The organism is Streptomyces sp. NPDC005955 (assembly GCF_042871255.1).
In the GTDB taxonomy this organism is placed as follows: domain Bacteria; phylum Actinomycetota; class Actinomycetes; order Streptomycetales; family Streptomycetaceae; genus Streptomyces.
Genome location: NZ_JBIAIF010000009.1, coordinates 116,409 through 139,660 on the forward strand (window position 1 = coordinate 116,409; position 23,252 = coordinate 139,660).

The window sequence follows — 23,252 nt, forward strand, 5'->3', positions numbered from 1 at the left end:
GTCACTGCGGCTCCCGCCGACCGGCGTCGGCCCACCGGTCGACCAGCCACGCGGTCGTCGGGACCACCGCAAGCGCCGTGCACCAGCCGCCGAGGGTGTCCGTCGGGTAGTGCGCGCCCAGGGCGACCTGGGCCCAGCCCATGGCGGCACCGGCGAGCAGCGCCGAGGAGACCACCAGCAACGTGCCGGCCGCCCTGCCGAGGCCGAGGCGGCCGGCCGCGAGCAGCGCCACCACGAGGGCGAACGCGGTGAGGAAGGCCGTGTGCCCGCTCGGGTAGGACAGGTGCCCGTCGTGGATGGTGCGTCCCACCAGCGGCTTGAGCAGCGTCGTCGTCACCACGCTCAGACCGGTGCCGACCACGACGAGCACCGCTGCCCGACGCCGTCGCCACAGCAGACAGCCCGTCACGGCGGCCACGACCAGCGCCGCCGCCCCGGCGGGCTCCGCCAGGAAGTCGACGGCGAGGGCGACCCGCCGCCACGGCGGTCGCCCACCGTCCACCGTCGACCGGATCCACGCGTCCACCGTGCCCGGCCCGCTGCGGTCGGAGTACCGGACCCCGAGGACGACGACCACCAGCGCGGCGAGTGCCGCGATCGGCCCGAGCCACCCGCGCAGCGCCGGGGGCAGCACCCCGGGCGTCGGCCGGCCGGTCACCCGCCCACCGGAGGACCTGAGGATCAGGTTCCCTTTCCGAAGACGAGCACCTCCGTGGAGGCGACGCCCAGCGGCGCCAGGAAGCTGGCCTCCAACGTGCACCCCAGGGTCGCGAAGAGGTCCACGCACACCCGACGCGGCATCGCGGCCGGGTACGACCCGTGACCCGCGCCGCCCTCCGTCGCCCAGGTGCGTACCGCGGCCGGGTCCAGGCAGGTCTCCGTCATGACGTCGAAGACGATCCGACCACCGGGACGCGTGACCCGTGCCATCTCGAAGAAGTAGCGGGAGGCGCAGAGGAAGGTCACGGTGTTGAAGACCTTGTGGGCCTGGACGAGGTCGATGCTGCCGTCGGGGGTCGGGGCGAGACTGCTTCCCGCGGTCGGCCGAGCCACCACCTTGAACGTCTCCACCAGGTAGTCGGCCCAGGGCGCTGCCGTCTCGTAGATCTCGTAGCGGTCCGGTGAACACTCCTTCAGCGTCTTCTCCAGGTACCGACCGGACCCGGGGCCGATCTCCAGCACCGTGTTCGGGGCGGCGGCGAAGACACCGAGGTCGCGTAACTGGTCGATGGTGGACTGGGTGGCGCCCGGCGTCCCGTTCATGACCTCGTCGATGTGGTCACCGACCGACCGGCCGGCTGCCCGCGCGGCCCGCATCGTGGCCTCGAACGGAAGGAAGTCGTCCACGCCCCCCAGCTTGTTGGTGCTGCGCACGATGTCGAATCCCGTACGTCCCAAGAGCCGCTTGACTCCCGACTTCAACACCGACGTACTCCTGCCTGCTGCCCTCATGAGGCATGCCCCCCAGGTCGTCTCCACCCCTGCGAGCCAGGATAGGAGCGCGGACGTGGACACCGCAGCGGGACGGCGAATTCGCCACGGCTCTCCTGAGCCGCCCCATCGACAGCATCGATCCCGCACGCACCCCAACTCGGGCCGTCCATAGAATCGTTGACCATGACTCGAACGCCCACACCCTTGTCCGACGAGCTGTTCGACTACCTGTGCGCCAACGGGACCCCGCCCGACCCCGTGCAGTCCCGGCTGATCGCCGAGACCGCCACCCTCGGACACGAGGCCCGCCTACAGATCTCCCCCGACGAAGGCACCTTCCTGACTCTCCTGACCCGGCTGATCGGAGCCCGCACCGCCCTGGAGATCGGCACGTTCACCGGCTACTCCGCCCTGGCCATCGCCCGCGGACTCGGTGAGGACGGCCGTCTGACCTGTCTGGACATCAGCGAGGATTGGACCCGCATCGCCCGCCGCCACTGGCGGGCCGCCGGTGTCCAGGACCGCATCGAACTCCGTCTCGGCCCGGCCCTGGACACCCTCAGGTCCCTGCCCGAACGGCCGACCTACGACCTGGTCTTCATCGACGCCGACTACGAGAACTACACCGCCTACTGGGAAGAGGCGGTGCCCCGCGTCCGACCCGGCGGCGTGATCCTGGTCGACAACGTCCTCTACCACGGGCGCGTCATCGACCCCGACGACACCGCCGGGACCACCCGGGCCGTCCGGCAGCTCAACGAACGCGTCCGCACCGACGACCGCGTCGAAGCCACCATGATCCACATCGCTGACGGACTCACCCTCGCCCGCAAGAAGTAGCCGTGGCCCGGGTCCTGGGCGGTCAGGGGAAGTGGCGGACGAAGACGTCCGACTTCCCGTTGGTGTCGCCGGGCACGATGTCGTCGGCCGTGGAGTGGAAGACCACGTCGCGTCCACCGGCGCTGACCGCGTCGGTACCGGCCGTGGCGGGCTGGTTCGCGACGATCTGGTCGGTGCCCGTCCGCAGGTCGCGCAGCGTGAGCGCCGCCCCGCTCGTGCCGAGCGGGGCGTACAGCAGATGGTGGCCGGTGGGGTCGATGGCCACGCCCCGTGCGTTCGGGACCAGGTGGACGGTGCCCGAGGACACGTCGTGGACGTAGGTGTCGGAGCCCGCGACGTAGACGACCTTGCTGCCGTCGTCGCTGAGCTGGACGAGTGCCGCCGCCGTGGACGGGCCCTCGATCGGGCCGGTGGTGGTGCCGGTCCGGTCCCACACGAAGACGTCCCCCGCCCCGCCGTCCTGGTAGGCGACGTACCGGCCGTCGCCGCTGAGGGACGGTCGGGACTCGTGCGTGTGGGCGAAGTCGGCGACGGTCCTCTTGGTGCCGTCCCCGTCGTGGACCTCGATGCGCTGGCCGGACGACGGTGGCCGGAACAGGACGACGAGGGCGAGGGAGTTGCCGTCCGAGCTTGACGACGGCTGGTTGCAGCTGTGGGACGAGCAGTTGGCGGAAGCCGTGTACCCCGTGCTCACCTGGTACTGACGGATCCGCACGTTGTTCACCCACTGCACCGGGTAGGCGACGTACTCCCCGTTGCCGCTGATCACCGGGGGCCGGAGCGGGCTGTAGGGCCCGATCCGCTGGATCTGCCCCGTGCGCTGGTCGCGGACGTACGCCCGGTCGTCCCCGGTGGTGCCCTCGGGCGTCAGGTTCGTCGCCGATGAGGAGAAGACGATGCGGTGGCCGTCCGGCGTGATCGAGGCGCCGGCGGAATGGGAATCGCCCTGGGCGCCGTCGGCCGCGACGCTGATGCGCTCGACACCGGTCGTGCGGTGGCCCACCGGCTGGGCCGAAGCGGCTGTGGGCAGCACCGCCGCGGCCGCGCAGACGGCGACCGCCGTGCTCAGGGCGACCCGCACCCGTCTGGTGGTGCTCGACTTCGCGTTTCGCCTCATTCGATCCCCCGGGCAGGGCGCGGTCGTTGCTCGGTCCACCAGAGGACCGCAAGCATGCAACCACGGGAGCACTACGGGGTCAATGCCTCACACGACGTAGCGAGAGGTGCGGTTTCGGCCAGGTGGGAACGCTCCGCTTCGTCGATGTCGCCCTCGGCCGGGGCGTGTTGATCCGCCTCGCGTTTCCCGTCCTCGGCCGCGCCATGCGTGGCACCCGGGCATTGCCCCCCTTCGTGTGCACCGGGCGGACTTTCCACCGACGGGGCCGGAGCACCGCCGGATAGTGGAGCCGACCGCCGGGACACGTCCCCGGTCTCCCTCACCCCGCACCCGGAAGCAGAGGTGTTCCCCCATGCCCACCACCGAGGCCGTCGCTCGCGTGCAGCTCGTGTTCTCACTCTTCGACGCCGATGGCAACGGCTACCTGGAGCCGGCCGACTTCGAGCTGATGGCCAGCCGGACGGTCGAGGCGCTGCCGACCGGCAGCGCGGAGGCGGGGCACGCACTGTCCGAGGCCTTCCGCGCGTACGGCGCCACCCTGACGTCGGAGCTGGACGCGGACGGCGACGGGCGGATCAGCCCTGAGGAGTTCACCGCGGTCGTCCTCGATCCGCAACGGTTCGACGCGGTCGTCGACGCGTTCGCGATCGCCTTGTCGGCGCTGGGCGACCCGGACGGCGACGGGCTGGTCGAACGGCCCGACTTCCTCGTGCTGATGATCGCCATCGGGTTCCAACCGGACCACATCGAGGCGTTGTTCGACGCCTTCGGCCCGGTGGAGGGCGACCGGGTCCCGGTCGTCGTGTGGGCGGACGGCATCCGGGACTTCTACCGTCCCGACAAGGCGGGCATCGCCGGGGACCGTCTCGTCACGGGCTGAACCCCACCGGCGTCGGGGCCTCCCGAACGCGTCCCGGAGATCCTGGAGGCGGACCGTCGGACTCCGGGCATCCTGTCACCCACGAAGACCCCGTGGGTGACAGGATGCCCGGCAGGCTCGACCGCTCGACCCCCGGAGCGCGGATCCAGAGGAGGCGTCGATGAACACGCACCTGTCGTTCCACGACGGCTGGCGCGCCACGGTGACGGGCGAGCCGCTCTCCGTCACTCCCCGCTTCGCGGGCGACTCCCTGCGCCTCGTGGAGTACACGGACGTCAAGGAGCGGGAACGGTTCGCCGCCGACACGTTCGGCAGCGGGCACGGGCTGTGGGACACGCCCGACGTCCTCCGGTTCGACCCGGGCAGCCGCGCGCTCGTCGGGGCCGAGTTCCAACTGCCTTACCTCTCCGCGTCGTCCGGAACCTCCGATCGCCTGCCCACCCTGCCCGCGGTACACCGGGCCGGGCTCCGGGCGGACGGGATCCGGGACTTCAGACACGAGATGTGCACGGTGCTGTGCCGCGCCCGGGGGACGGCGTACTCATCTGCCTGCGTGATCCGGACGTCCTGGACGAGCCGTTGGACGCCCGTATCGGCATCGCCCCCGACGTGTCGCTCCTCGTCCAGCGCGGGGCGGTCGTCGGCTGGAGCCTCACCGACCCCGCGCGCCACCTGACCACCGCCCACGCGGCCCCGGACCCGGCCCCGCCGTCGCCGGCCACCCGTCGACTGCTCACCGCATGCCTGGACCTGCTCACCGAGCCGGTGGTCGACGCCCTGGTGGACGGTGACCCGTCCGCCCTGGCCCGCCTCCGCGCCGCCGACCTAGCTCTGCGCGCCCAGCGGGAGGACCGGCACCGGGCGGTCGCGCTGCGGGAGCTGATCGCCACCTACGTGAACGACTACGGGCGCTCGTGACACCGACCGGACGGTGTCAGTGCGGCGGTGAACAATGCGGGGCATGGTCCAGACACTGCCGCTGCCCCTGCCCGCCACGCTCGTCGACGAACACCGGATCGACCTCGCCGCCCCGTACACCAGCGGATGGGGCGTCGAGGCGGAGGACGTCCGGACCACTCCCACGGGCGAGTTCTACGCCCTGTACACACTGTGGCGAGCCGGGCCGGGCTTCCGGGAAGTCGCCGCGAGCCCCGCCGAGGAGCGGCTCGCGTACCGGATCCTCACCCGGTACGCGCCCGACGGCACCGTGCTGAACACGGCGCTCTGTTGCCACGACCACCCCGACGGGACACCGTCGGCCGTGAAGTGCTCCCCGGACATGAGCCTGTGCGTCCTGCCCGACGGCAAGGTGGCGCTGTCCGGCACACCTGACCGCACCCATGTGCTGACACCCGAGCTGGACACGGTCCTGGCCGCCTGGTCCATGCCGAACCGGCCGTACGACGAGGAACCGCTGCCGGGCGACCCGTTCGTCACCTCGATGAGCGTCATGCCCTCGGGCCGGCTGCTCTGCGTGGCCACGGAGTACGGGACCCACCGGTACGGCAACAGCCTCCCCAACATCGTCGGCCTCGCGGAAACCGTCCCGGCCGCGGGCCACAAGCCCGAGGTGCGCGCCCTGGTCTCCCTCGACGGCAGCCCGGCGCACCAGACCGCGGAGAACGACCTGCGCCCCCATGTGACCTACGCGGGCGCACCGGTCGGGCTCGACAACCGGCCGCACTCGCTCGTCGACCATCTGCGCCGGGACACGGGGGATTCGTACGTCTGGAGCCAGTCGCGGCTGGGCAGGCCCGCGCCGATCGGCGCCGAGCTGTTCGTCGTGCCGGTCTTCGCCCGCACCTACCGGGGCGGCAGCCGCGGCCAGCCGCACGCGTTCCTGCTCGTCGACACCGACGGTCGGGTGACCGGCCGCCTCGGCGGAATGGAGCCGTGGAAGGACAGCCCCTTCACCGGGCACTGCTTCAACCTGGTCGCGGACCCGCACCGGGGTCACGCGTTCCACCTCAACCGGTACGGCCTGTACGCGTGGACGGCGGACGGCTCGCTGCGGGCCAGGCTCGCCACCGAGGAGCAGCAGTTCAGGGCGCTGACCCGGTTCACGCCGATGGAGGTCTCACCGGACGGCACCCTCGCCCTGGTCCACCGGACCCAGCACCTGATGCTGCGCATACCGATCCCCGACGACCTGACCGAACTCGGTCCGGTGGTGGCGGAGGCCCTCCGGATCCACACGAAACAGCGCACCGCGCTGAAGAAGGAGTGGGCGAAGGCGTGGGGGCCGGTCGTCAACTGGCACTGGGCGACGGGCGGAACACGGTCGCACCGGCTCTGACGGGCCGCGCGGGTGAGCGGGCGGGCACCCGGGACGTGGTCGGCGGCCCGACGCCGGGGGCCGCCCCGAGCCCGGGGCGGCCCTGGCTGCCTACGCCTGCGCGGCGCAGACGGGCGCGGCGGTGACGCACACGATGACGCTGTCGGCGTTGTCCGTCTGGTCGGGGTCGTTCTCGCTGCCGGTGACGGTGGCGGTGTTGGTGACCCGGCCGGGGGCGGTGGCCTTGGCCCGTAGGGTCAGGGTGGCGGTGGCGCCGTGGGCGAGGGCGCCGACGGCCCATTGACCGGTCGCCGGGTCGTAGGCCCCGGTGGAGGATTCCGCCGAGAGGAAGACGAGGGAGGCGGGGAGCCGGTCGGTGACGGTGACGCCGGTGGCCGGGTTGGGGCCGGTGTTGCGGACGGTGATCCGGTAGGTCACGGTCTGCCCGACGGTGACGGTGGTCGCGTCGGCGGCCTTGGTCACGGTCAGGTCGGCGGCCGGGCGGACGTCGACGGACGTCTGGTTGGACGTGGCGGTCAGTTGTTCGGGGGTCGCCGCGAGACGGTTCTCATAGGTGGCCGAGGCCGTGTTGGTGATCCGCCCGCCACCGCTCGCGGTGTTCACGGTGACCTTGTACTCCACCGTGGTCCCCGCGGGCAGAGCGGCGGTGTTGGCCAGCGCGCCGCCCTGGGTCGCGGAGGCGCCGGTGCCGAGCCGGAAGACCACCTTGTTGCCCGTGGCGTCGAATTTCGCCTGGTCGTCGCCGCTCTGGTCGGTCTTCGCGCCGCTGTTGGGGCCCTCGACGATGCGCAGCGAGCCGGGCACGAAGGCCGCGCCGGCCGGGACGGCGTCGGTCAGGACGAGGGCCTCGGCCGCGTCGCCGCCGGTGTTCGTCGCCTTGACGCGGTAGGTGAGGACGCTGCCGACCTCCACCGGCCCCGCCGGGGAGACGGTCTTTTCGAGGACCACGACCGGGGCGGTCCCGAAGAAGACCCCGTCCAGGAAGTTCCCGGCCGACGCACCCCCGACGGAGGAGACGGAGCGGAAGGCGAACCGGGTCAGCGTCTGGCCCGCCGGCACGGTGTAGGTCCCCGTGTAGAAGCCCCACGCGGTGTTGCCGTCGCTGAAGGTCCGCTGCTGGACCACGGCGCCCGGCGCGCCGATGTCCAGCGCCATGACATCCGTGCCCGCCCGCCCCCGGTGGTACAGCTTCCAGTAGAGCCTGGTGCCGGGGGTGGTCGGCAGGTCCTGGTAGAGCGTGGACACCTGATGGGCGTTCAGCTCGGCGAACTGGGAACCCACGGCCGACGGGACCCCGTCGTGGCCGGAACGCCAGAGCTCGATCAGATGGTCGGTCGCGGTGGTGATCCAGCCGGGGACCTTCCTGGCCTGCGACTGGGTCGAGTCCGGCAGGATCTCGAAGGTGGCGTTGAGGACCGGCTCTTCGAAGCCGCCGTTGACCAGGGCGACCCGGAGCGGAGTGGACGGAGGTGTGGTCACAGTTCTTCCCCTTGTTTCGGCGCTGCTGGGGGTGCGTCCGGACGGCCGGACCACGGGCACGGCCCCGGCTGAGGCGGGACCGATGGAGGATCAGAGCACAGTCGGAAAGGGACGAGAAGCGACGCTGACGGCTCCTCGCCAAACCGCCCGCACCGCGTTTGCCGGACGGCTCCACCGATGCCGTCGCACAGCCTTCTCCCTCCGCGTCTCACCCCCGTCACACGAAGCGCACTTCTGACTGCCGCCCCTCTCCCAAACGCCCGAAAACGTCCCCGCGCTGCTCCGTGAGCGCCCCCCGAACGAGTGGTTTGCCGAACGCCGGGTCGGTTCCGGAGCGCACCCGCCGAGGAGCCCGACGAGGTGCGCCGGCGCCGGTCCGGAGGGACACCCGGGGTCCCGGCTCCGTTCTCCGACCCCTTCACCTGCTCAGGGACGACGAACCGGGACGCGGCACCGAGCCTCGTGCGAGGTGCTGAGGTTCCGGAGCCGTCGGCACCGCACGACACCGGGCCCGTGCTGCGGCTCCTCCCGGCGGGAAGGGCGGCCGGTCCTGTCCGGAGCCTCGGAACTCCGCCCACGTTCCGGGACGCGGGCCGTGAGCCCGGCGCTGGTAAAGTCGAGGCTACGCTCGTAGAGAGCCGGGGCCCGTGCCGGACAAGGCACGGGCCCCGGCCCGTTCAGGGCACCGAAACGAGGAAGGACCCCATGAAGGCGAAGCAGCCGTCCTCCGGCCGCTCCGGACCAGGCAGGTCTGACCGGGGGAGCGCCCCGCGGGGCGAGCTCTCAGTGCCCGGGACGTCGGCCCCCGGCCTTCCGCCGGCCGTGTCCTTCGCGGAGCTGGAACTGCCGGTCGAGCTGATGAGGGTGCTGGCGGAGCTCGGGGTACGGGATCCGTTCCCGATCCAGGCGGCCATCCTGCCGAGCGCGCTGGCCGGCCGGGACGTGCTGGGCCGCGCGCGGACCGGATCGGGGAAGACCCTTGCCTTCGGGCTGGCGCTCCTCGCCCGTACGGCGGGTCGTCGAGCCGAACCGAAGCGCCCTCTCGCCCTGGTCCTGGTGCCGACGAGGGAACTCGCGCAGCAGGTGAGCGAGGCGCTGGCGCCCTATGCGGAAGCGCTCGGACTACGGTCGGTGACCGTGGTCGGCGGGCTGGCGATCAATCGACAGGCGGCGGCGCTCCGGGCGGGTGCCGAGGTCGTGGTGGCGACGCCGGGACGGCTGGCCGACCTCGTCGCCCGGCGGGACTGCCACCTGGACCGGGTACGGATCGCGGTGCTGGACGAGGCCGACCAGATGTGCGACCTGGGCTTCCTGCCGCAGGTCTCGCAGACCCTGGACCAGGTTCCCCCCGGCGGGCAGCGGATGCTGTTCTCCGCGACGCTCGACCGGAACGTCGACCAACTGGTCAGGGACCATCTGAGCGAACCGGTGCTCGCCACGGTCGACCGGGCGGAGGGCTCGGTCGCGACGATGGAGCACCACGTGCTGAACGTCCATCCCACTGACAAGTACGCGACAGCCACCGAGATCGCGGCCCGGGACGGACGGGTGCTGATGTTCCTGGACACCAAGCACGCCGTGGACCAGTTCACCCGCCATCTGCGGAGCAGCGGCATCAAAGCGGGTGCGCTGCACAGCGGGAAGTCGCAGCCGCAGCGAACGCACACGCTGGCCCAGTTCAAGGAGGGCGCGATCACCGTGCTGGTGGCCACCAACGTCGCCGCCCGTGGCATCCACATCGAGCACCTGGACCTCGTCGTCAACGTCGATCCGCCCTCCGAACCCAAGGACTACCTCCACCGCGGCGGGCGCACCGCGCGTGCCGGCGAGTCCGGCAGGGTGGTCACACTGGTCACGCCCGGCCAGCGCCGGGACGTGAACCGGATGATGTCGGATGCCGGCATCCGGCCCACGGTCACCCAGGTCCGCTCCGGCGAGGAGAGGCTGACCACCATCACCGGCGCGAAGCGTCCGCCGGTGCAGGACAAGGCAAAGGCCGGCAACGCGGCGTTCCGGGGCCTGGGCGTCCACGCCGGCCGCCCGCCGAAGGAATCCCGGAAGGCCGCGGAGGCGCGCATGTTGGCAGAGGCCCGCAGGGCCGGTCGTGTGCGCAAGGCCCGCTGACGGGCGGTGCGCGCCGCCGCGGTCAGCGGACACCGGGAGGCCGACCCGCTGCCTCACATCGAGTGCACGTCAAGGAGGGCCGATGGCAGTCAGCGTCCATCAACCCCAGGAGGACGCCGAGTTCGCGTTCATCCTGGCGAAGGCGGACGTCCCGGTGCTCGCCTACTTCCACGGTGTGTGGCCCAAGGCCGTGGCAGCGTGCAAGGAAATGGAGCCCCTGGTGCGGGAGGTGGCCGACTCCTACCAGGGGCGGCTGATCGTCGTGCGGGCCGACATCGCGAGGTGCCCCGGCCCCGTACGGCGGTACGGCGTCACCGGCGCGCCCTTCTTCGTGCTGATCGATCGGGGCGAGGCGACCGTGGCCGGGAGCGGTCCGATGACCGGGGCCGCGCTCGGCGAGTTCCTGGACGCCCACCTGTGAGCGGGGCACGCCGGAGCTGAACGAGGGCGGCGGCCTCGGCACCGGCACGTGGCGGGGCCCGGGAAGCCCCGGGCGCTCACAAGCGCGCAAGGTGACAGCGTGCGCACCACATCGGCGGCGGTGAGTCTCTTTCGGGCCCGGGCTGCCAGTGGTGAACTGAACTGCATCCGGACGCAGTTCGACCCGAAACGGACCGTCGGCGTATCCGGGTGTGAGCTGGTTGGCGGTGATCCGACCTCGGCGGAAGCAGTGCTTTCCCATCCCGGTGCCTGATCCAGGGGGCAGGTGCGTGACCGGCAGCGGAATCAGCAGGAGCGGGAGCACCGGCACCGTCCCGCCGTGGACGTCGCGGCCGCCCTCACCGAAGACGCCGCGGGAAGGAAGACCGTGAACGACTCCGACGAGTTGCGCGGGCTGGTCATGCCCGAGCTCTATCTGCCGATGCCGCCGCACGAGCCCAATCCGTCGTGCCGACAGGCTTATGACGCGATGTGGGAGTGGGTCGACTCCTACGAGCTGTTCACCGACGCCAAGGCGTGGGAAGTGGGGGGAGGACGGCTGGCGTACACGACAGCGCTCGCCCATCCCTGGGCCAGTCCCGAGCGGCTGATCACCGCCGCCTGTGTGTTCGCGTACGCGTACTGGATCGACATGGAGCTGAGCGAGGGCGCCGCGTCGGGGGACTTCCGACGGTGCGAACAGGTGGTCGCCCCGCATGTCGAGGTGATCAACGGAGGGCAGCCGAAGAGCCGACAGGCCGAGGCGTTGGCCGATGTCCTGACCCGGACGGAGGCGGGGCGCTCACCGGGATGGGTGAAGAGGTACCGGCAGTCGTGGGAGGACAACTTCGTCGCCAACTACAGGGAATGCGTGGTGAAGCACACCGGGTCCGGACTGACGCTCGCGCAGTACCCCGATCACCGGCGCCATTCGTCGGCTACTGCCGTCAGCGTCGATCTCGGTGAGTACGGACTCGACGTCGACGTACCCGAGGCGGTACGCAGACTGCCGGCCTGGAACCAGCTGCGGCTGGCCGTCGTCGACCATACGGGGTTCTCCAACGACCTGATCGGCTTCCCCCGTGAACTGTCGACCTCAGACCCCTACAACGGGGTCCTGATCCTGTGGCAGGAACGCGGCTGCTCGTTGCAGGAGGCCGTTGACGCCTTCAACGACGAGGCCGTGACCGTCGCCATGCGGCACGCCGTGACCGCTCACGGCACACTTCCCCGTGAGCTGGAGTGCGTGACGGACGACGAGCGTGTCCGCCGTGACGCGATGCGCTTCGCCGACTCGCTCCTGGTCCATATGCGCGGCATGGCGGACGCCCAGCTGTCCTCCGCCCGGTTTTCGGGCTCCGGGTTCGAGACGCCCCCGCGACGCCGACCGCCGTCAGCGGGGGTGCGGGAGTAGGTAGCCGCCGTCGGCGATCGTGATGGTGTTACCCGCGGCGGCCTCGGCGAACCGCTTGCGGGGCCGGAGCGCGAGCATCGGCCCGAGGGGGGTCGTGATCACACCAGCCACGAATCAAGATGTTCTCGAAGATCGACAGCATGGCACGATGGCCACCATGTCAGGTCAAGTCTGGGTGTCACTCATATCGTTGGGCGGTGTTGCCCTCGGCGGCATGCTGTCCTACCTCGTCCAGCACAGGACTCAACTCTCCGCGGAGCGCGCTGAACTGCAACGGTAGTAGAGCGCCCTGTCGGAGGCTCGGCGCGCGGAACGGCTGGCGCTGCTGGAGCGGTTCATCGAGGTGTCGGCAGAAGCGGAACGCACCGCGTACACCAGACCTTCCGAGTGGGAGGACACCGACGCCTGGTACCTCACGGCCCGCGACGTGATGTACCGCTTCTGGGTCGCGGACCGGCTCATCCGCATCCAGTTCCTCACACCCGTGTGTGACGCCGCACATGCGCACTTCCTCGACCTCAACCGAGCCGTGTGGGAAGGCTTGCCCGACGGCGAGAGCGTACGGGACTACCTGGAGGGCAACCGGTCGGCGTTTCTCGACACGGCCCGCGCAGCGATGGGGTAGCCAGCCTGAGCGAGCCCCGCCGAAGGGGGCGTCCGCCCCGTGCGGCTCCCTCCCCCAGGGCGGTGCAGCCGCACGGGGAAGCCGGATGCATAGCCCCCCCAAAAAAAGCCGGCTCAGCCCGTCCGTCCCCGCTTCTTCAGCTGCCCCGGCGGGAGTGGGGGGGCAGGCAGTGGCGCACCGTCGTACCCCTGCACCTCACCGAAGCGTGCGCCTTCCATCCAGTCCGAACGCGCCTGTACGATCTCCTCGTTGCTCCGTCCGACGAAGTTCCACCACATGATCAGCTCTTCGGCGAACGGCTCTCCGCCGAGGAGCATCAGGCCCGCGTCGGACTCCGCGCGCAGCGGCAGCTCGGACCGGCCGCAGCCCAGGTAGAGCATCGAACCGGGGAGCACGGGGACACCGTCGACCCGGACCTCGCCCGACATGGCCAACACGCCGTACTCGAAGTCGGGTACCAGCGGCAACCGCACATCGGCCCCGGCCGCGAGCGCGAGGTCGGCGCCCACGATCGGGGTGTACGTCGTGCCCGGTGACCGGGAGCCGTCGAGGTCGCCCAGGATCACGGTCGCCGTCAGACCGGGGGCCGTGACCGTGGGGAGCGCGCTGTGGTGCTCGAAGTGCGGCTCCACATGGCGGTCACTGTCCGGGAGCGCCACCCAGAGCTGCGCTCCGTGCAGGAAACGGGCGTGCGACTTCGGTGACTCCTCCGAGTGGCTGATCGCCCGACCGGACGTCATCAGGCCCAGTTCGCGCGGCCGGATCGTCTGGAGGCTCCCGGTGCTGTCGCGGTGCAGCACCTCGCCCTGGTGCAGCCAGCTCACCGTCTGGAGTCCCATGTGCGGATGCGGAGGCACCTGCATGCCCGGTTCATCCGCGATGTCGTCGGGGCCGTAGTGGTCGACGAAGGCCCATGCGCCGATCATGCGCCGGCCGAGGTTGGGCAGGAGCCGTCGGACCTCGGTGGACTCGCCGAGCTGTACGCGACGCGGGCTCAGCAGTTCGCGAACGGGTTCGGCGACGACGAATCCCCGGCCTCCACAGAGCGCGGGTTCCGGTGCGCGGTCAAGGTTGCTCATGTCGGACAACTTAGCGGAGCGGTGCGAACGGGGACCGGCGCCCCGGCCCGGTTCGCGGGGGCCGACGCAGCCGGGGCGCCACTCAGGTATCGATCGGTAGTTCGAGAAGTTCCTCCGGGGGCCGGAATCCGTGACGCCGGTAGAGGGGGTCGCTCCGCTCCGACGGCCAGACGACCAGGGTGTCGAGCGGGGCGCTGCGCGCGTACCGGGCCACGGCGGTGAGGAGCGCCGAGCCGGCTCCCCCGTTGCGCCGCGAGGGCGTGACGTAGAAGTTCGTCACATAGCCCAGGGGGGCGTTGTCGCCGTACGGCTCCGGCACCTTCTCGACCAGGTGGAGGAACACCTGACCGAAGACCTCGCCGTCCGACTCGGCGACCCAGGCCAGCCAGGTGCCGTGGTCGAGGCGGTCACGGATCCACTGCACGGCCTCCGCCGGGGGATCCACCGGAGCGGGGTCCCGTCCTGCGTGGTCTTCGTGCTTGAACGCCCAACGCAGTGCGGCCAACGGGCCGGCGTCGGCGGGGCGAGCCGGGCGCACGGTGAAGTGGGAGGACATGGGGCGAGTCTCGCTGATGCAGAGTGGGCGGCGCCGGGGAATTTCCTGCGCCCGCAAGCCTGACGCGCCCGCCACCCACCGCCCGTCGCCGCGGGCGCAGGGCCCGACTCCGCCGACCGGTCGGCAGTACCGGCCCGGCCGGTCAGTGGAGCGTCCCGCCGGGCCGTAAACTCGCCGGATGGCGAAGTACTTCGACGTGCACCCCGAGAACCCCCAGCGGCGCATGATCAGCACGGTGACCGACAGCATCCGGTCCGGCGCGCTGATCGCGTACCCCACGGACTCCTGCTACGCGCTGGGTTGCCAGGTGGGCAACCGCGAGGGCCTCGCCCGGATCCGGTCCATCCGGCAGCTCGACGACCGGCACCACTTCACCCTCGTGTGTCAGAACTTCGCCCAGTTGGGGCAGTTCGTGCACATCGACAACAACGTGTTCCGTGCCGTCAAGGCGGCGACGCCCGGCCGGTACACCTTCATCCTGCCGGCCACGAAGGAGGTGCCGCGCCAGCTGCTGCACCCCAAGAAGAAGACGGTCGGGGTCCGCATCCCGGATCACGCGGTCACCCAGGCGCTCCTCGCCGACCTCGGGGAGCCGCTGCTGTCCAGCACCCTGCTCCTGCCGGGGGAGGAGGAGCCGCTGACCCAGGGCTGGGAGATCAAGGAACGCCTCGAACACGTCCTGGACGTGGTGGTGGACTCGGGGGACTGCGGGACCGAGCCGACGACGGTCGTCGACTTCTCGGACGGCGAGCCCGAGATCGTCCGTCTGGGCGCCGGCGACCCGGACCGTTTCGCCTGACCCGGTCGGGACCGGACGGGCCCGGTCACGACCGGTCCGCACACCCGTCAGGACGGCCGGGGGACACCGGGCAGCGGCAGCCGCAGCCCGACCCGTTCGAGGAGGACCAGTCCGCCCACCCCGGCCGTCGTCCACAGGGCGAGGACGAGGGCGCCGACGAGCACGCCGTCGCCGTGGAAGTAGGCGAGCCCGTTGACGGCCCGCACCCCCACGCCCACCGGAAGGACCTCGGAGAAGGGTGCGAGCCAGCCGGGCAGGAACTCGGCGGGCAGACTGCCTCCGCTGGTCGCGTTGCCGACCGTCATGAAGACGACGGCGGCGGCGCTCGACCCCAACACGCCGAGCGCCCGCACCAACAGCATGGTGGCGGCGCCGACCGCCGTGGCGACGAGCGCCACCAGCGCGGCGACCCCGGCGAACGGGGCGGGCAGCGCACCGAACGCCGAGACGACGAAGGCCACGGCCAACCCCCCGACGATCCCGAACGCCGCGAGGCCGGCCAGCCGCCGCCGCATGGACACCCCCGGGGCGAGCTGATAGGTCATGATCCCGAACAGGTACCCGGCCAGGACCAGTCCGAAGGTCGTGTAGAAGACCGCGAGGCCGCGGGTGTCCTGCGGCGAGGCGGGAACGACGTCGGTCACTGCCAGCCGCTGCCCGTCCTCCTGGGCGAGTTGCCCCAGTCCGGCGGTCACCAGCGTGGTGACCGCCGGTCCGTGCGCCCCCGCGTGGAGCAGTTCCGCACCGCCGGGGCCGGGTACGTACGCGGCGAACACCTCGCCGTGCTCGACGGCGTCCCGGGCCGCTGGGCGGTCCGCGACCGCCTCCACGCGGAAGGTGTCCGACGGCGGGTGCGGCAACCGGTCCGCGATCTGCTGGGCCGTCGCCGCGGTGCCGACGACGGCCACCGGCAAGTCGCGGGCCACCGGGGCGTGGAAGGCGGAGAGGTAGACGCTGATGAAGATGGCGCCGATGGCCACCGCGACGGTCACCGGCAGCAGCACCGGTCGCGCGGCGCTGCCCGCCCGGCGGGCGAGGGTGCGCCGCTGCGGTCGGGGCGGCACGGTGGGCGGGGGCCGCTCCTGCGTGCGGAGCGCGCTGGGCGGTGTGTCGGGCATGCTGTCCGTTCCTCAGGTGGAGTGGTGGGCCGCGCGGGCGCGCCCGGCCGCCGAGGGGCAGTTCCGTGCGGCCCGCCGGTCAGGCCGGTGCGTGCGCTGTCTTCGCCGTTGTCGCCGTTGTCGCCGTTGTCGCCGTTGTCGTCGTTCTCGCCTCGGCCAGCGCCCGGGCCACGGGCACCACGTCTCCCACGGCCATCTCGATGCGCTCGTAGACCTCGGGGTTGAGGATCGTCGTGCCGTCGAAGTCACCGGCGCTGAGGTAGATGCCGGCCGGCGCGGTCCACGCCTGGAGGAAGCCGAACAGGGGTCGCATGGCGTGCTCGATGACCAGCGCGTGGCGGTCGCTCCCGCCGGTCGCGGCGAGCAGCACCGGTGTGGCGGCGAGTCCGTAGGGGTCCACCAGGTCGAAGAAGTGCTTGAACAGCCCGGTGTACGAGCCGCGGAAGACGGGGGTCGCCGCGATGACGAGATCGGCCTCCTCCACCGCGCGCAGTGCGTCCTCGGCATCCGCGCCGAGTCCGTCCCGTTCCACGGTGGTGGCGAACGCCGGGCCGAGGGAGTGCAGTTCGACGAGTCGGCTCTCGATGTCGGTCCGTGCCGCCAGTGTCCGGAGGATCAGTTCGACCAGGGCCGTGGTCTTCGACGGTGAACTGAGGGTGCCGACCACGGCGGTCACCCGCAGGGGGCGGCTCATGACGCCACCTTCGTCCCGGACGCCGCGAGGGCCGCGATCTCCTTGCGGACGACGGGCGCCACCTCGGAGCCGAGCAGTTCGATGGACTTGAGCGCCTCGCGCTGCGGCAGGTTGCCGAAGCCCAGCTGGATCATCATCCGGTCGTGTCGGAAGAGCGCGTACTGCGCCATGATCTTGTCGATGACCTCCTGCGCGCTGCCCAGGAAGAAGGCCCCGGCTTCGGTGGCCTGTGCCTCGTAGGCCGGCTTCGGCATCGGGACGCCCTGGCCGCGCTGGTGGTGGTTGGCCATCCAGCCCGCCTGGAAGTACGGGTGCGACACCTCGATCGCCTCCTGGTGGGTGCGGGCGACGAAACCCGGGGAGTTCACCGACACCTTGAGCACGTCCGGGTCGTGTCCGGCCTGCGCCGCCGCCGACCGGTACAGCTCGACGAACGGGGCGAACTGCCGGTAGCTACCGCCGATGATCGCCAGCGACAGCGGGAGGCCGAGCCGTCCGGCACGGACCACCGAGGCGGGGGTGCCGCCGACGGCCACCCAGACGGGCAGCTCACGGTCCGGACGCGGAGTGATGTCGGCGTCCACCAGCGCCGGTCGCAGCGCGCCCCGCCAGGTGACGGGGTTCTCCGCGCGCAGCTTGAGCAGGAGGTCCAGCTTCTGTGCGAACAGTTCGGAGTAGTCGCCCAGGTCGTAGCCGAAGACGGGGAAGGACTCGACGTAGGAGCCGCGTCCGGCGATGATCTCGGCACGGCCGCCGGACAGCAGGTCGAGGGTCGCGAACTGCTGGAACACCCGGACCGGGTCGTCCGAGCTGAGCACGGTGACCGCGCTGGAGAGCTTGATCGAGCGGGTGTTCTCCGCCATTGCCGCCAGGACGACGGCGGGGGAGGAGACCACGAAGTCGGTGCGGTGGTGCTCGCCGACCGCGAAGACGTCCAGGCCCGCCTCGTCGGCGGTCTTCGCCTGCTCGACCAGTTCCCGCAGCCGGGGCCCGGGGGCGGGCGGCTGACCCGTCACGGGGTCGGGCGTCAGCTCACCGAAGTGGTAGATGCCGAGTTCAAAAGCCATGAGAGGTTCTCTCCGCTGGTCAGGTCCGATGAGATCGTTAGTTGCGCAACGAACAACATGGAGGATGTGCGGAAGTATTCCGCCAGGTGGGGGGCGGGTCCGATGCGAGCGCCCGGGGGGGGCTGTGGATGCCTTCTCGTGCACGGCGTCCCGGACGCGGCGCATCTCGTTGGCGCAGGCCCTGGTGGAAGGGCCTTCAGCCGGGTGCCGGTACCGCCGGGCACAGGTGGTGCCGGAGCGGGGTGCCCGGCCGCCCCGGGGCGTCGTGGGTGCGCGGGTGGGGAGGGCTCAGCAGGCGTCGGCGCCGTCGTCGAAGCCGAGGGTGCGCCAGATGTCCGCGAGGGAAGCCAACTGTTCCTCGCTGAGCCGGTCGAGGAACTCACGCCGGAGGTTGGTCAGATGCACCTTCCGCGCCCGTCGGTACGCCTTCTTGCCGCCTTCGGTGAGGACGGCGTCGAAGCCGCGCGCGTCGGTGGGGCACTTCTCCCGTACGACCAGGCCCTGGCGTTCCAGGTCGTCGACGATGCGGGTGAGACCGCTGCGACTGATCAGCAGGGAAGCGGCGATGTCCTTCATCCGCAGCCGCCCCTCGGGGGACTCGGCCAGGGTCAGCAGGACCTCGAAGGAGGACATCGGCAGCCGCTCGGCCGCGACCAGCTCCGCGTCCAGGGTGCGCAGCAGGCGCAGGTGGGTGGAGAGCAGGCCCAGCCAGACGGCGCGCTCCGTGGGGTTGAGCGGGCGCGAGGGCGAGGCGTGGACGCCGGCGCGCTCCGCTGACCCGGTCTCGGTGTTCAGGCTCATGGCCCCTCCCAGCTGGTGTGTTCCACGACGAATGATAGGCGGGGCCACGCGGGGGACGGCCCGGCCGCGCCTCGGCCGGGCCGTCCCCCGCGTGACCACCTGGGGTCAGCCGCGGGGCTGCGGCAGGATCAGCTTCTCGAAGCCGGAGACCATGCCGTACTCCAGCCGCAGGGCCTCCAGGACCGAGTAGGCGTGGTACTTGGTCATGACGTCCGCACCGGCGAGCCGCTGGGCCCAGGTCTGGCCGTTGTCGGTGACCTTCTCCAGGGTCTTCTTGGTGACGTAGTTGGTCATCTCGTTGAAGTAGTTCTCCCAGAGCACCCAGGCGTTGCTGAACCCGAGGCGCTCGATGTACTCCAGCTCCTGCCCGTGGTCGAGCGCCTCCTTGGAGAACTCGACGATGTCGTTGGTGTAGTCCCGGGACGCCTTGGCGTCCTCCGGGGTGCCGTACCGGTTGACGTGGCCCGAGACGACGCCCTTGAAGTCGTACTGGAGGATCCAGTCGTGGGCCTCCGCCCAGCCGCGGATGTTCTCCGAGGCGTCGCAGTGCTTGAAGGCGCTCCACCCGGGGCTGATGATGTCGATCGCGGCCAGCGCCTTCTGCTGGGGCGCGTAGATGAAGATGTTGCCGGGGGTGTGGTTCACGCCGTGGTAGTCGAGGTCGAAGCGGACGCCGTTGACGACGAGGCTGTCGCTGCTGGTGATCGTCTCGGTGGGAACGGGTATGCCCTGCTCGCCGCCGAGGTCGGGCCAACGCTCGATCATCTCGCGGGTGTAGTCGTGCGCGATGACCTTGGGCTTGGCGTCGGCGAAGATGCCCGCGGCCCCGATGTGGTCGGAGTGCCAGTGGCTGTAGATCAGGTGGGTGACCGGCTCGTCGGTGACCTCGGCGATCGCGCGGTTCAGGTTCTCCCCGAGCAGGGGCGGGGCGTCGACCACGACGACCCCGTTGCCGGTGCGGACGAACATCGTGTCGTACGCGCCCGACGTCACGTAGTACGCGCCGTCGTTGATCTCCTCGACGTGGTAGCCCTTGGCGAGCCGGCCGGGGAGGAACAGCGCGCCGTACCCGTCCGCGGGGATGGGGCGGTAGTCGGCGAGCGTGTTGAGCGGCATGCCGGCCGCGCCCAGCTGGTGACGGTCGGTCGGGGTGCCGGGCTTCTGCTGGTCGTTCATGGTGCGTGTCCTTGCTCTGGTTCCGTATCCGGCCGGGGGGACCGGAAGCGACGGGGCGGTGGCGCGGTCGGCGCCGCCGTTCCCCAAGGGGTGGGACTTCTCCAGGGGTGGGCCTGCTAGGCCCCGATGCGCAGCACGGGCTTGATCGCTGCCCCGGTCCGCGTGTCCGAGACGGCCTCGTTGATCTCGTCGAAGCCGTAGTGCGTGATGAGCCGGTCGAAGGGGAACCGTCCGGCGCGGTAGAGGTCGATCAGCTGCGGGACGAACAGCTGCGGGATCGAGTCGCCCTGCGCGACGCCCCGGACGGTCCGCCCGCCGAGCAGCGCGTTCATGTTCACGGGGGCGTGGGCTCCGGCGGGTGCTCCGCCGATGAGTGCGGCGGTGCCCAGGGGGGCGAGCGCGTCGACCGCCAGGGTCAGCATCTCGGGGCGCGCGGTGATCTCCAGGACGTAGTCGGCGCCGCCGTCGGTGATCTCGGCGATCCGGGCGGCGGTGTCCTCCTCCTTGGCGTTGACGGTGTGCGTGGCGCCGAGTTCCCGGGCGAGGTCCAGGCGTTCCGGCACGATGTCCACCGCGACGATCGGTGCCGCTCCCGCGACGCGGGCGGCCATCACGGCGGCGAGGCCGACGGTTCCGGTTCCGATGACCACGACCGAGGCGCCGGCCGGCACGGCCAGGGAGTTCAGGACGGCGCCCGCCCCGGTCTGGAGCCCGCAGCCGAGCGGCGCGAGCAGGTCCAGCGGGATGTCGTCGGGCACCTTGACCACGTTGCGCTCGGTGGCCAGGGAGAGGGTGGCGAAGGAGGACTGGCCGAAGAAGTGGCCGTGCACCTCCTCGCCGCCCGCGTCCGGGGCGCGGTGCAGTGCGTTGGTGCCGTCGAGCCGGGAGCCGCCGAAGTTCGCGGGGAAGGAGACCGCGCAGTAGGCGGGGTTCCCGCTCAGGCACGGCGTGCACCGCCCGCAGGACTGGTACGACATGACCACGTGGTCACCCGCTGCGACGGAGGTGACCCCGTCGCCCACCCGCTCCACGACGCCCGCGCCCTCGTGACCGAGCACCGCCGGGAGCGGCACGGGCAGTGCCTGGTCCCGTACGTGGACGTCGGTCTGGCAGACGCCGGTCGCCACGACCCTGACGAGGACCTCGTCGGGACGCAGGTCGGTGTCGAGTGCGAGGTCCTCGAAGACGAAGGGGCCGCCCTGCTGCGTGACGACCGCCGCCCGGACGGGGGTGGTGGGGGAGTGCGGGGTGTCGGGTGCGTGCGGGGCGGGTCCGCCTGATGCTGCCGCCATGATCGATTCTCCCAACCGGATGCGCTCCCGGGCGGGCCTACGGCCACGGGCGGGGGCGGTGATCCACGGGCCGCCGAAGCGGCTGGAATGGGGGCCGGGGAAAGTGCGGCAGCGGGCGGCTGTGCGTCTCTCGGTGCCGGGATCCGACCCCATGTAGTTCGTTGTGCAACGAAGAATAAACACATATTCGGTCAAGGGGCAAGCGACTCGAACGTGCTCCGTCCGTCGCCCTTGAATCCATGGGAATACTTGCTTCCGGTTGGGTGCTGACCTCTTTACAGTTGGTTGCGTAACGAACTACTCTCCCGGCTGGCGGTGCCCTCCACCTCCCGGGACGTACGTACCCGGGCTCGGTCGACACACCGCGGCGACCGGGCCCGCCGGCTCGTCCACTCCACCGTCCCTCCGCATCCCGGGGCGCGCACCCCGGGCCACCGCGACCGGCGCCGAAGCACCCCACGGCTCCCCGAGCCGCCGGGGCGCCCGGAACGACCGTCGAGGCCCCGCCCTCGCTTGCACACCAGGAGCAGCCAGATGACCACCCAGAACACCGCCCACGCCCGTCACCTCATCGACGGCGTCTGGACGGACTCCACCACCGTCGGCGAATCCCTCGACCCGGCCACCGGCGAGGTCCTCGGCACCTACGCGGACGGCGGCACCGACGAGGCGAAGGCCGCCGTCGAGGCGGCCCGACGGGCCTTCCGCACCGGCGACTGGGCCCGCGACCGGGACCTGCGCGCACGGGCCCTCTTCGAGATGTCCGACCGCATGGCCGAGCGCCGCGACGAACTCGTCGCCCTGCTCTCCCGGGAGAACGGGAAGATCCCCGCCGAAGCGGCGCTGGAGGTCGACCTCACCATTTCCAAGATCCGCTACTACGGGGCGCTGGCCCTGACGGAGTCGGGGCGCGCCGCGGAGGTCAAGCCCGGCCTGTACTCCATGACCCTGCGCCAGCCCGTCGGGGTGGCCGGCGTCATCGCCCCCTGGAACTCACCGGTGATCCTCTCCGTGCGCTCCTTCGCGCCGGCCCTCGCGGCGGGCGCCACCGTGGTGCTCAAGCTGCCGGCCCAGACCGCGTTGACGAACCACCTGCTGTACGAGATCGTCGCCGCCACCACGGCCCTGCCGCCGGGCGTGTTCAACGCGTTCACCGAGTCCGGCAGCGCCGGCGCCCGCCACCTCGTCGCGGACCCGGGCGTGGACGTGATCAGTTACACCGGCAGCACCCGGGTCGGGCGCGCCATCATGGCCGACGCCTCCGCCTCGCTGAAGGGCATGTCCCTGGAACTCGGCGGAAAGACCCCGATGATCGTCTTCGACGACGCCGACCTGGACGCCGCCGTGCCCGTCCTCACCAAGGCCATCACCACCTTCACCGGCCAGTTCTGCATGACGGGCAGTCGCATCCTGGTGCAGCGCGGTGTCGCGGACGCCCTGCGCAGCCGACTGTCGGCCGCGCTGGAGGCGGTCCGGGTCGGGCCGGGCACCGACCCCGCCAGCGAGATGGGCCCGCTCGTCGACCTGGCCAATGCCGACCGCGTCGACCGCGTGGTGGCGGACGCCGCCGAGTACGCCGAGGTCCTGGTGCGGGGCGGCCGGATCACCGAGGGGCCGCTCGCCCGGGGAGCGTTCGTCCGGCCCAGCCTCGTGGAGGTCCAGGACGTCGACCGGCCCATCGTCCAGCAGGAGGTGTTCGGTCCGGTCGCCACCTTCGAGGTGTTCGACGACGAGGCCGACGCGATCGCCCGCGCCAACGCCACCGAGTTCGGCCTCGCCGCCAGCGTCTGGAGCCGTGACGCGGACCGGCCGCTGCGGGTCGCCCGCGAACTGGAGGCGGGCACGGTGTGGTCCAACACCTGGGCCGTCATCGTCGACCAGATGGAGGAGGGCGGCTTCAAGCAGAGCGGCGTCGGCCGTCTCAACGGCGAACGGGCCCTGGAGGAGTTCCAGGAGATCAAGCACATCGTGCACCCCGCTCCCCGCGCCGCCTGACCCGTGCGGTGCCCCCGCCGAGGGCACCGCACCCCGGCCCCGTCCC

At 71.4% G+C, this 23,252-nt stretch carries 24 protein-coding genes; 11 read left to right on the top strand and 13 right to left on the bottom strand.

Annotation, left to right across the window (positions count from 1 at the left end):
* Window position 1: 1 nt before the first annotated feature.
* Together ACFYOU_RS22045 and ACFYOU_RS22050 are read right to left on the bottom strand one after the other, a co-directional pair.
* Window positions 2–658, bottom strand: coding sequence for a phosphatase PAP2 family protein (locus tag ACFYOU_RS22045; protein ID WP_391307808.1), 657 nt, complete (start codon window positions 656–658; stop codon window positions 2–4).
* Between the two features lie 23 nt (window positions 659–681).
* On the bottom strand, window positions 682–1,452 hold the full coding sequence (locus tag ACFYOU_RS22050; protein WP_391307810.1) for a methyltransferase domain-containing protein: 771 nt from the start codon (window positions 1,450–1,452) through the stop codon (window positions 682–684).
* A 165-nt stretch (window positions 1,453–1,617) separates the two neighbouring features.
* Between ACFYOU_RS22050 and ACFYOU_RS22055 the strand changes: the two genes are divergently transcribed.
* On the top strand, window positions 1,618–2,274 hold the full coding sequence (locus ACFYOU_RS22055; RefSeq protein WP_391307812.1) for a class I SAM-dependent methyltransferase: 657 nt from the start codon (window positions 1,618–1,620) through the stop codon (window positions 2,272–2,274).
* Between the two features lie 22 nt (window positions 2,275–2,296).
* Here ACFYOU_RS22055 and ACFYOU_RS22060 read toward each other — a convergent pair whose 3' ends face one another.
* Complete coding sequence (locus tag ACFYOU_RS22060) at window positions 2,297–3,391, bottom strand: hypothetical protein (protein ID WP_391307814.1); 1,095 nt, start codon at window positions 3,389–3,391, stop codon at window positions 2,297–2,299.
* A gap of 352 nt (window positions 3,392–3,743) precedes the next feature.
* On the opposite strand from ACFYOU_RS22060, the gene ACFYOU_RS22065 reads away from it, so the two are divergent.
* From ACFYOU_RS22065 to ACFYOU_RS22075, 3 genes are all read left to right on the top strand, one after another.
* Window positions 3,744–4,271: an EF-hand domain-containing protein gene (locus tag ACFYOU_RS22065; RefSeq protein WP_391307816.1), complete on the top strand. Its 528-nt coding sequence runs from the start codon at window positions 3,744–3,746 to the stop codon at window positions 4,269–4,271.
* Between the two features lie 504 nt (window positions 4,272–4,775).
* Window positions 4,776–5,189, top strand: a complete 414-nt coding sequence (locus ACFYOU_RS22070) for a hypothetical protein (RefSeq protein WP_391307818.1) — start codon at window positions 4,776–4,778, stop codon at window positions 5,187–5,189.
* A 43-nt stretch (window positions 5,190–5,232) separates the two neighbouring features.
* Window positions 5,233–6,567: a hypothetical protein gene (locus ACFYOU_RS22075; RefSeq protein WP_391307820.1), complete on the top strand. Its 1,335-nt coding sequence runs from the start codon at window positions 5,233–5,235 to the stop codon at window positions 6,565–6,567.
* A 90-nt stretch (window positions 6,568–6,657) separates the two neighbouring features.
* On the opposite strand, the gene ACFYOU_RS22080 is transcribed toward ACFYOU_RS22075, so the two are convergent.
* On the bottom strand, window positions 6,658–8,046 hold the full coding sequence (locus tag ACFYOU_RS22080; RefSeq protein WP_391307822.1) for an isopeptide-forming domain-containing fimbrial protein: 1,389 nt from the start codon (window positions 8,044–8,046) through the stop codon (window positions 6,658–6,660).
* Window positions 8,047–8,751: 705 nt separating this feature from the next.
* Here ACFYOU_RS22080 and ACFYOU_RS22085 point away from each other — a divergent pair.
* From ACFYOU_RS22085 to ACFYOU_RS22095, 3 genes are all read left to right on the top strand, one after another.
* Window positions 8,752–10,170, top strand: coding sequence for a DEAD/DEAH box helicase (locus ACFYOU_RS22085; protein WP_391307824.1), 1,419 nt, complete (start codon window positions 8,752–8,754; stop codon window positions 10,168–10,170).
* 82 nt (window positions 10,171–10,252) lie between these two features.
* On the top strand, window positions 10,253–10,591 hold the full coding sequence (locus tag ACFYOU_RS22090; protein ID WP_391307826.1) for a thioredoxin domain-containing protein: 339 nt from the start codon (window positions 10,253–10,255) through the stop codon (window positions 10,589–10,591).
* 339 nt (window positions 10,592–10,930) lie between these two features.
* A complete protein-coding gene (locus ACFYOU_RS22095) occupies window positions 10,931–12,004 on the top strand; it encodes a terpene synthase family protein (protein ID WP_391307828.1) in 1,074 nt (357 codons plus the stop codon).
* Here ACFYOU_RS22095 and ACFYOU_RS22100 read toward each other — a convergent pair.
* Window positions 11,984–12,115 (bottom strand): hypothetical protein, encoded by a 132-nt coding sequence (locus ACFYOU_RS22100; protein ID WP_391308042.1) that lies wholly within the window; start codon window positions 12,113–12,115, stop codon window positions 11,984–11,986. The genes ACFYOU_RS22095 and ACFYOU_RS22100 overlap by 21 nt on opposite strands.
* Window positions 12,116–12,161: 46 nt before the next feature.
* Here ACFYOU_RS22100 and ACFYOU_RS22105 point away from each other — a divergent pair, with 46 nt between their 5' ends.
* Both ACFYOU_RS22105 and ACFYOU_RS22110 read left to right on the top strand, forming a co-directional pair.
* The gene (locus ACFYOU_RS22105) at window positions 12,162–12,284 is read left to right on the top strand and encodes a hypothetical protein (RefSeq protein WP_391307829.1); all 123 of its coding nucleotides are present in this window, start codon (window positions 12,162–12,164) and stop codon (window positions 12,282–12,284) included.
* 63 nt (window positions 12,285–12,347) lie between these two features.
* Complete coding sequence (locus tag ACFYOU_RS22110; RefSeq protein WP_391307831.1) at window positions 12,348–12,629, top strand: hypothetical protein; 282 nt, start codon at window positions 12,348–12,350, stop codon at window positions 12,627–12,629.
* Between the two features lie 113 nt (window positions 12,630–12,742).
* Here the strand turns inward: ACFYOU_RS22110 and ACFYOU_RS22115 are convergent, their stop codons facing one another.
* Window positions 12,743–13,708 carry a pirin family protein gene (locus ACFYOU_RS22115; RefSeq protein WP_391307833.1) on the bottom strand — a complete coding sequence of 322 codons (966 nt, stop codon included), beginning with the start codon at window positions 13,706–13,708 and terminating at the stop codon, window positions 12,743–12,745.
* Window positions 13,709–13,790: 82 nt separating this feature from the next.
* Entirely contained in the window at window positions 13,791–14,264 is a 474-nt protein-coding gene (locus ACFYOU_RS22120; protein WP_391307835.1) for a GNAT family N-acetyltransferase, read from the bottom strand.
* Window positions 14,265–14,442: 178 nt separating this feature from the next.
* Here ACFYOU_RS22120 and ACFYOU_RS22125 point away from each other — a divergent pair, with 178 nt between their 5' ends.
* The gene (locus tag ACFYOU_RS22125; RefSeq protein ID WP_387010820.1) at window positions 14,443–15,063 is read left to right on the top strand and encodes an L-threonylcarbamoyladenylate synthase; all 621 of its coding nucleotides are present in this window, start codon (window positions 14,443–14,445) and stop codon (window positions 15,061–15,063) included.
* Between the two features lie 47 nt (window positions 15,064–15,110).
* Here ACFYOU_RS22125 and ACFYOU_RS22130 read toward each other — a convergent pair whose 3' ends face one another.
* The 6 genes from ACFYOU_RS22130 to ACFYOU_RS22155 form a co-directional block, all read right to left on the bottom strand.
* On the bottom strand, window positions 15,111–16,181 hold the full coding sequence (locus ACFYOU_RS22130) for an ABC transporter permease (protein ID WP_391307837.1): 1,071 nt from the start codon (window positions 16,179–16,181) through the stop codon (window positions 15,111–15,113).
* A 79-nt stretch (window positions 16,182–16,260) separates the two neighbouring features.
* Window positions 16,261–16,875 (bottom strand): NAD(P)H-dependent oxidoreductase, encoded by a 615-nt coding sequence (locus ACFYOU_RS22135; RefSeq protein ID WP_391307839.1) that lies wholly within the window; start codon window positions 16,873–16,875, stop codon window positions 16,261–16,263.
* A complete protein-coding gene (locus ACFYOU_RS22140) occupies window positions 16,872–17,942 on the bottom strand; it encodes an LLM class flavin-dependent oxidoreductase (protein WP_391307841.1) in 1,071 nt (356 codons plus the stop codon). The genes ACFYOU_RS22135 and ACFYOU_RS22140 overlap by 4 nt, the downstream gene beginning before the upstream one ends.
* 288 nt (window positions 17,943–18,230) lie before the next feature.
* On the bottom strand, window positions 18,231–18,743 hold the full coding sequence (locus ACFYOU_RS22145) for a MarR family transcriptional regulator (protein WP_391307843.1): 513 nt from the start codon (window positions 18,741–18,743) through the stop codon (window positions 18,231–18,233).
* A gap of 105 nt (window positions 18,744–18,848) precedes the next feature.
* A complete protein-coding gene (locus tag ACFYOU_RS22150) occupies window positions 18,849–19,919 on the bottom strand; it encodes an MBL fold metallo-hydrolase (protein WP_385493817.1) in 1,071 nt (356 codons plus the stop codon).
* Between the two features lie 116 nt (window positions 19,920–20,035).
* Entirely contained in the window at window positions 20,036–21,211 is a 1,176-nt protein-coding gene (locus ACFYOU_RS22155; RefSeq protein WP_391307845.1) for a zinc-binding dehydrogenase, read from the bottom strand.
* A gap of 534 nt (window positions 21,212–21,745) precedes the next feature.
* Between ACFYOU_RS22155 and ACFYOU_RS22160 the strand changes: the two genes are divergently transcribed.
* Window positions 21,746–23,206, top strand: a complete 1,461-nt coding sequence (locus ACFYOU_RS22160; RefSeq protein ID WP_391307847.1) for an aldehyde dehydrogenase family protein — start codon at window positions 21,746–21,748, stop codon at window positions 23,204–23,206.
* Window positions 23,207–23,252 lie beyond the last annotated feature (46 nt).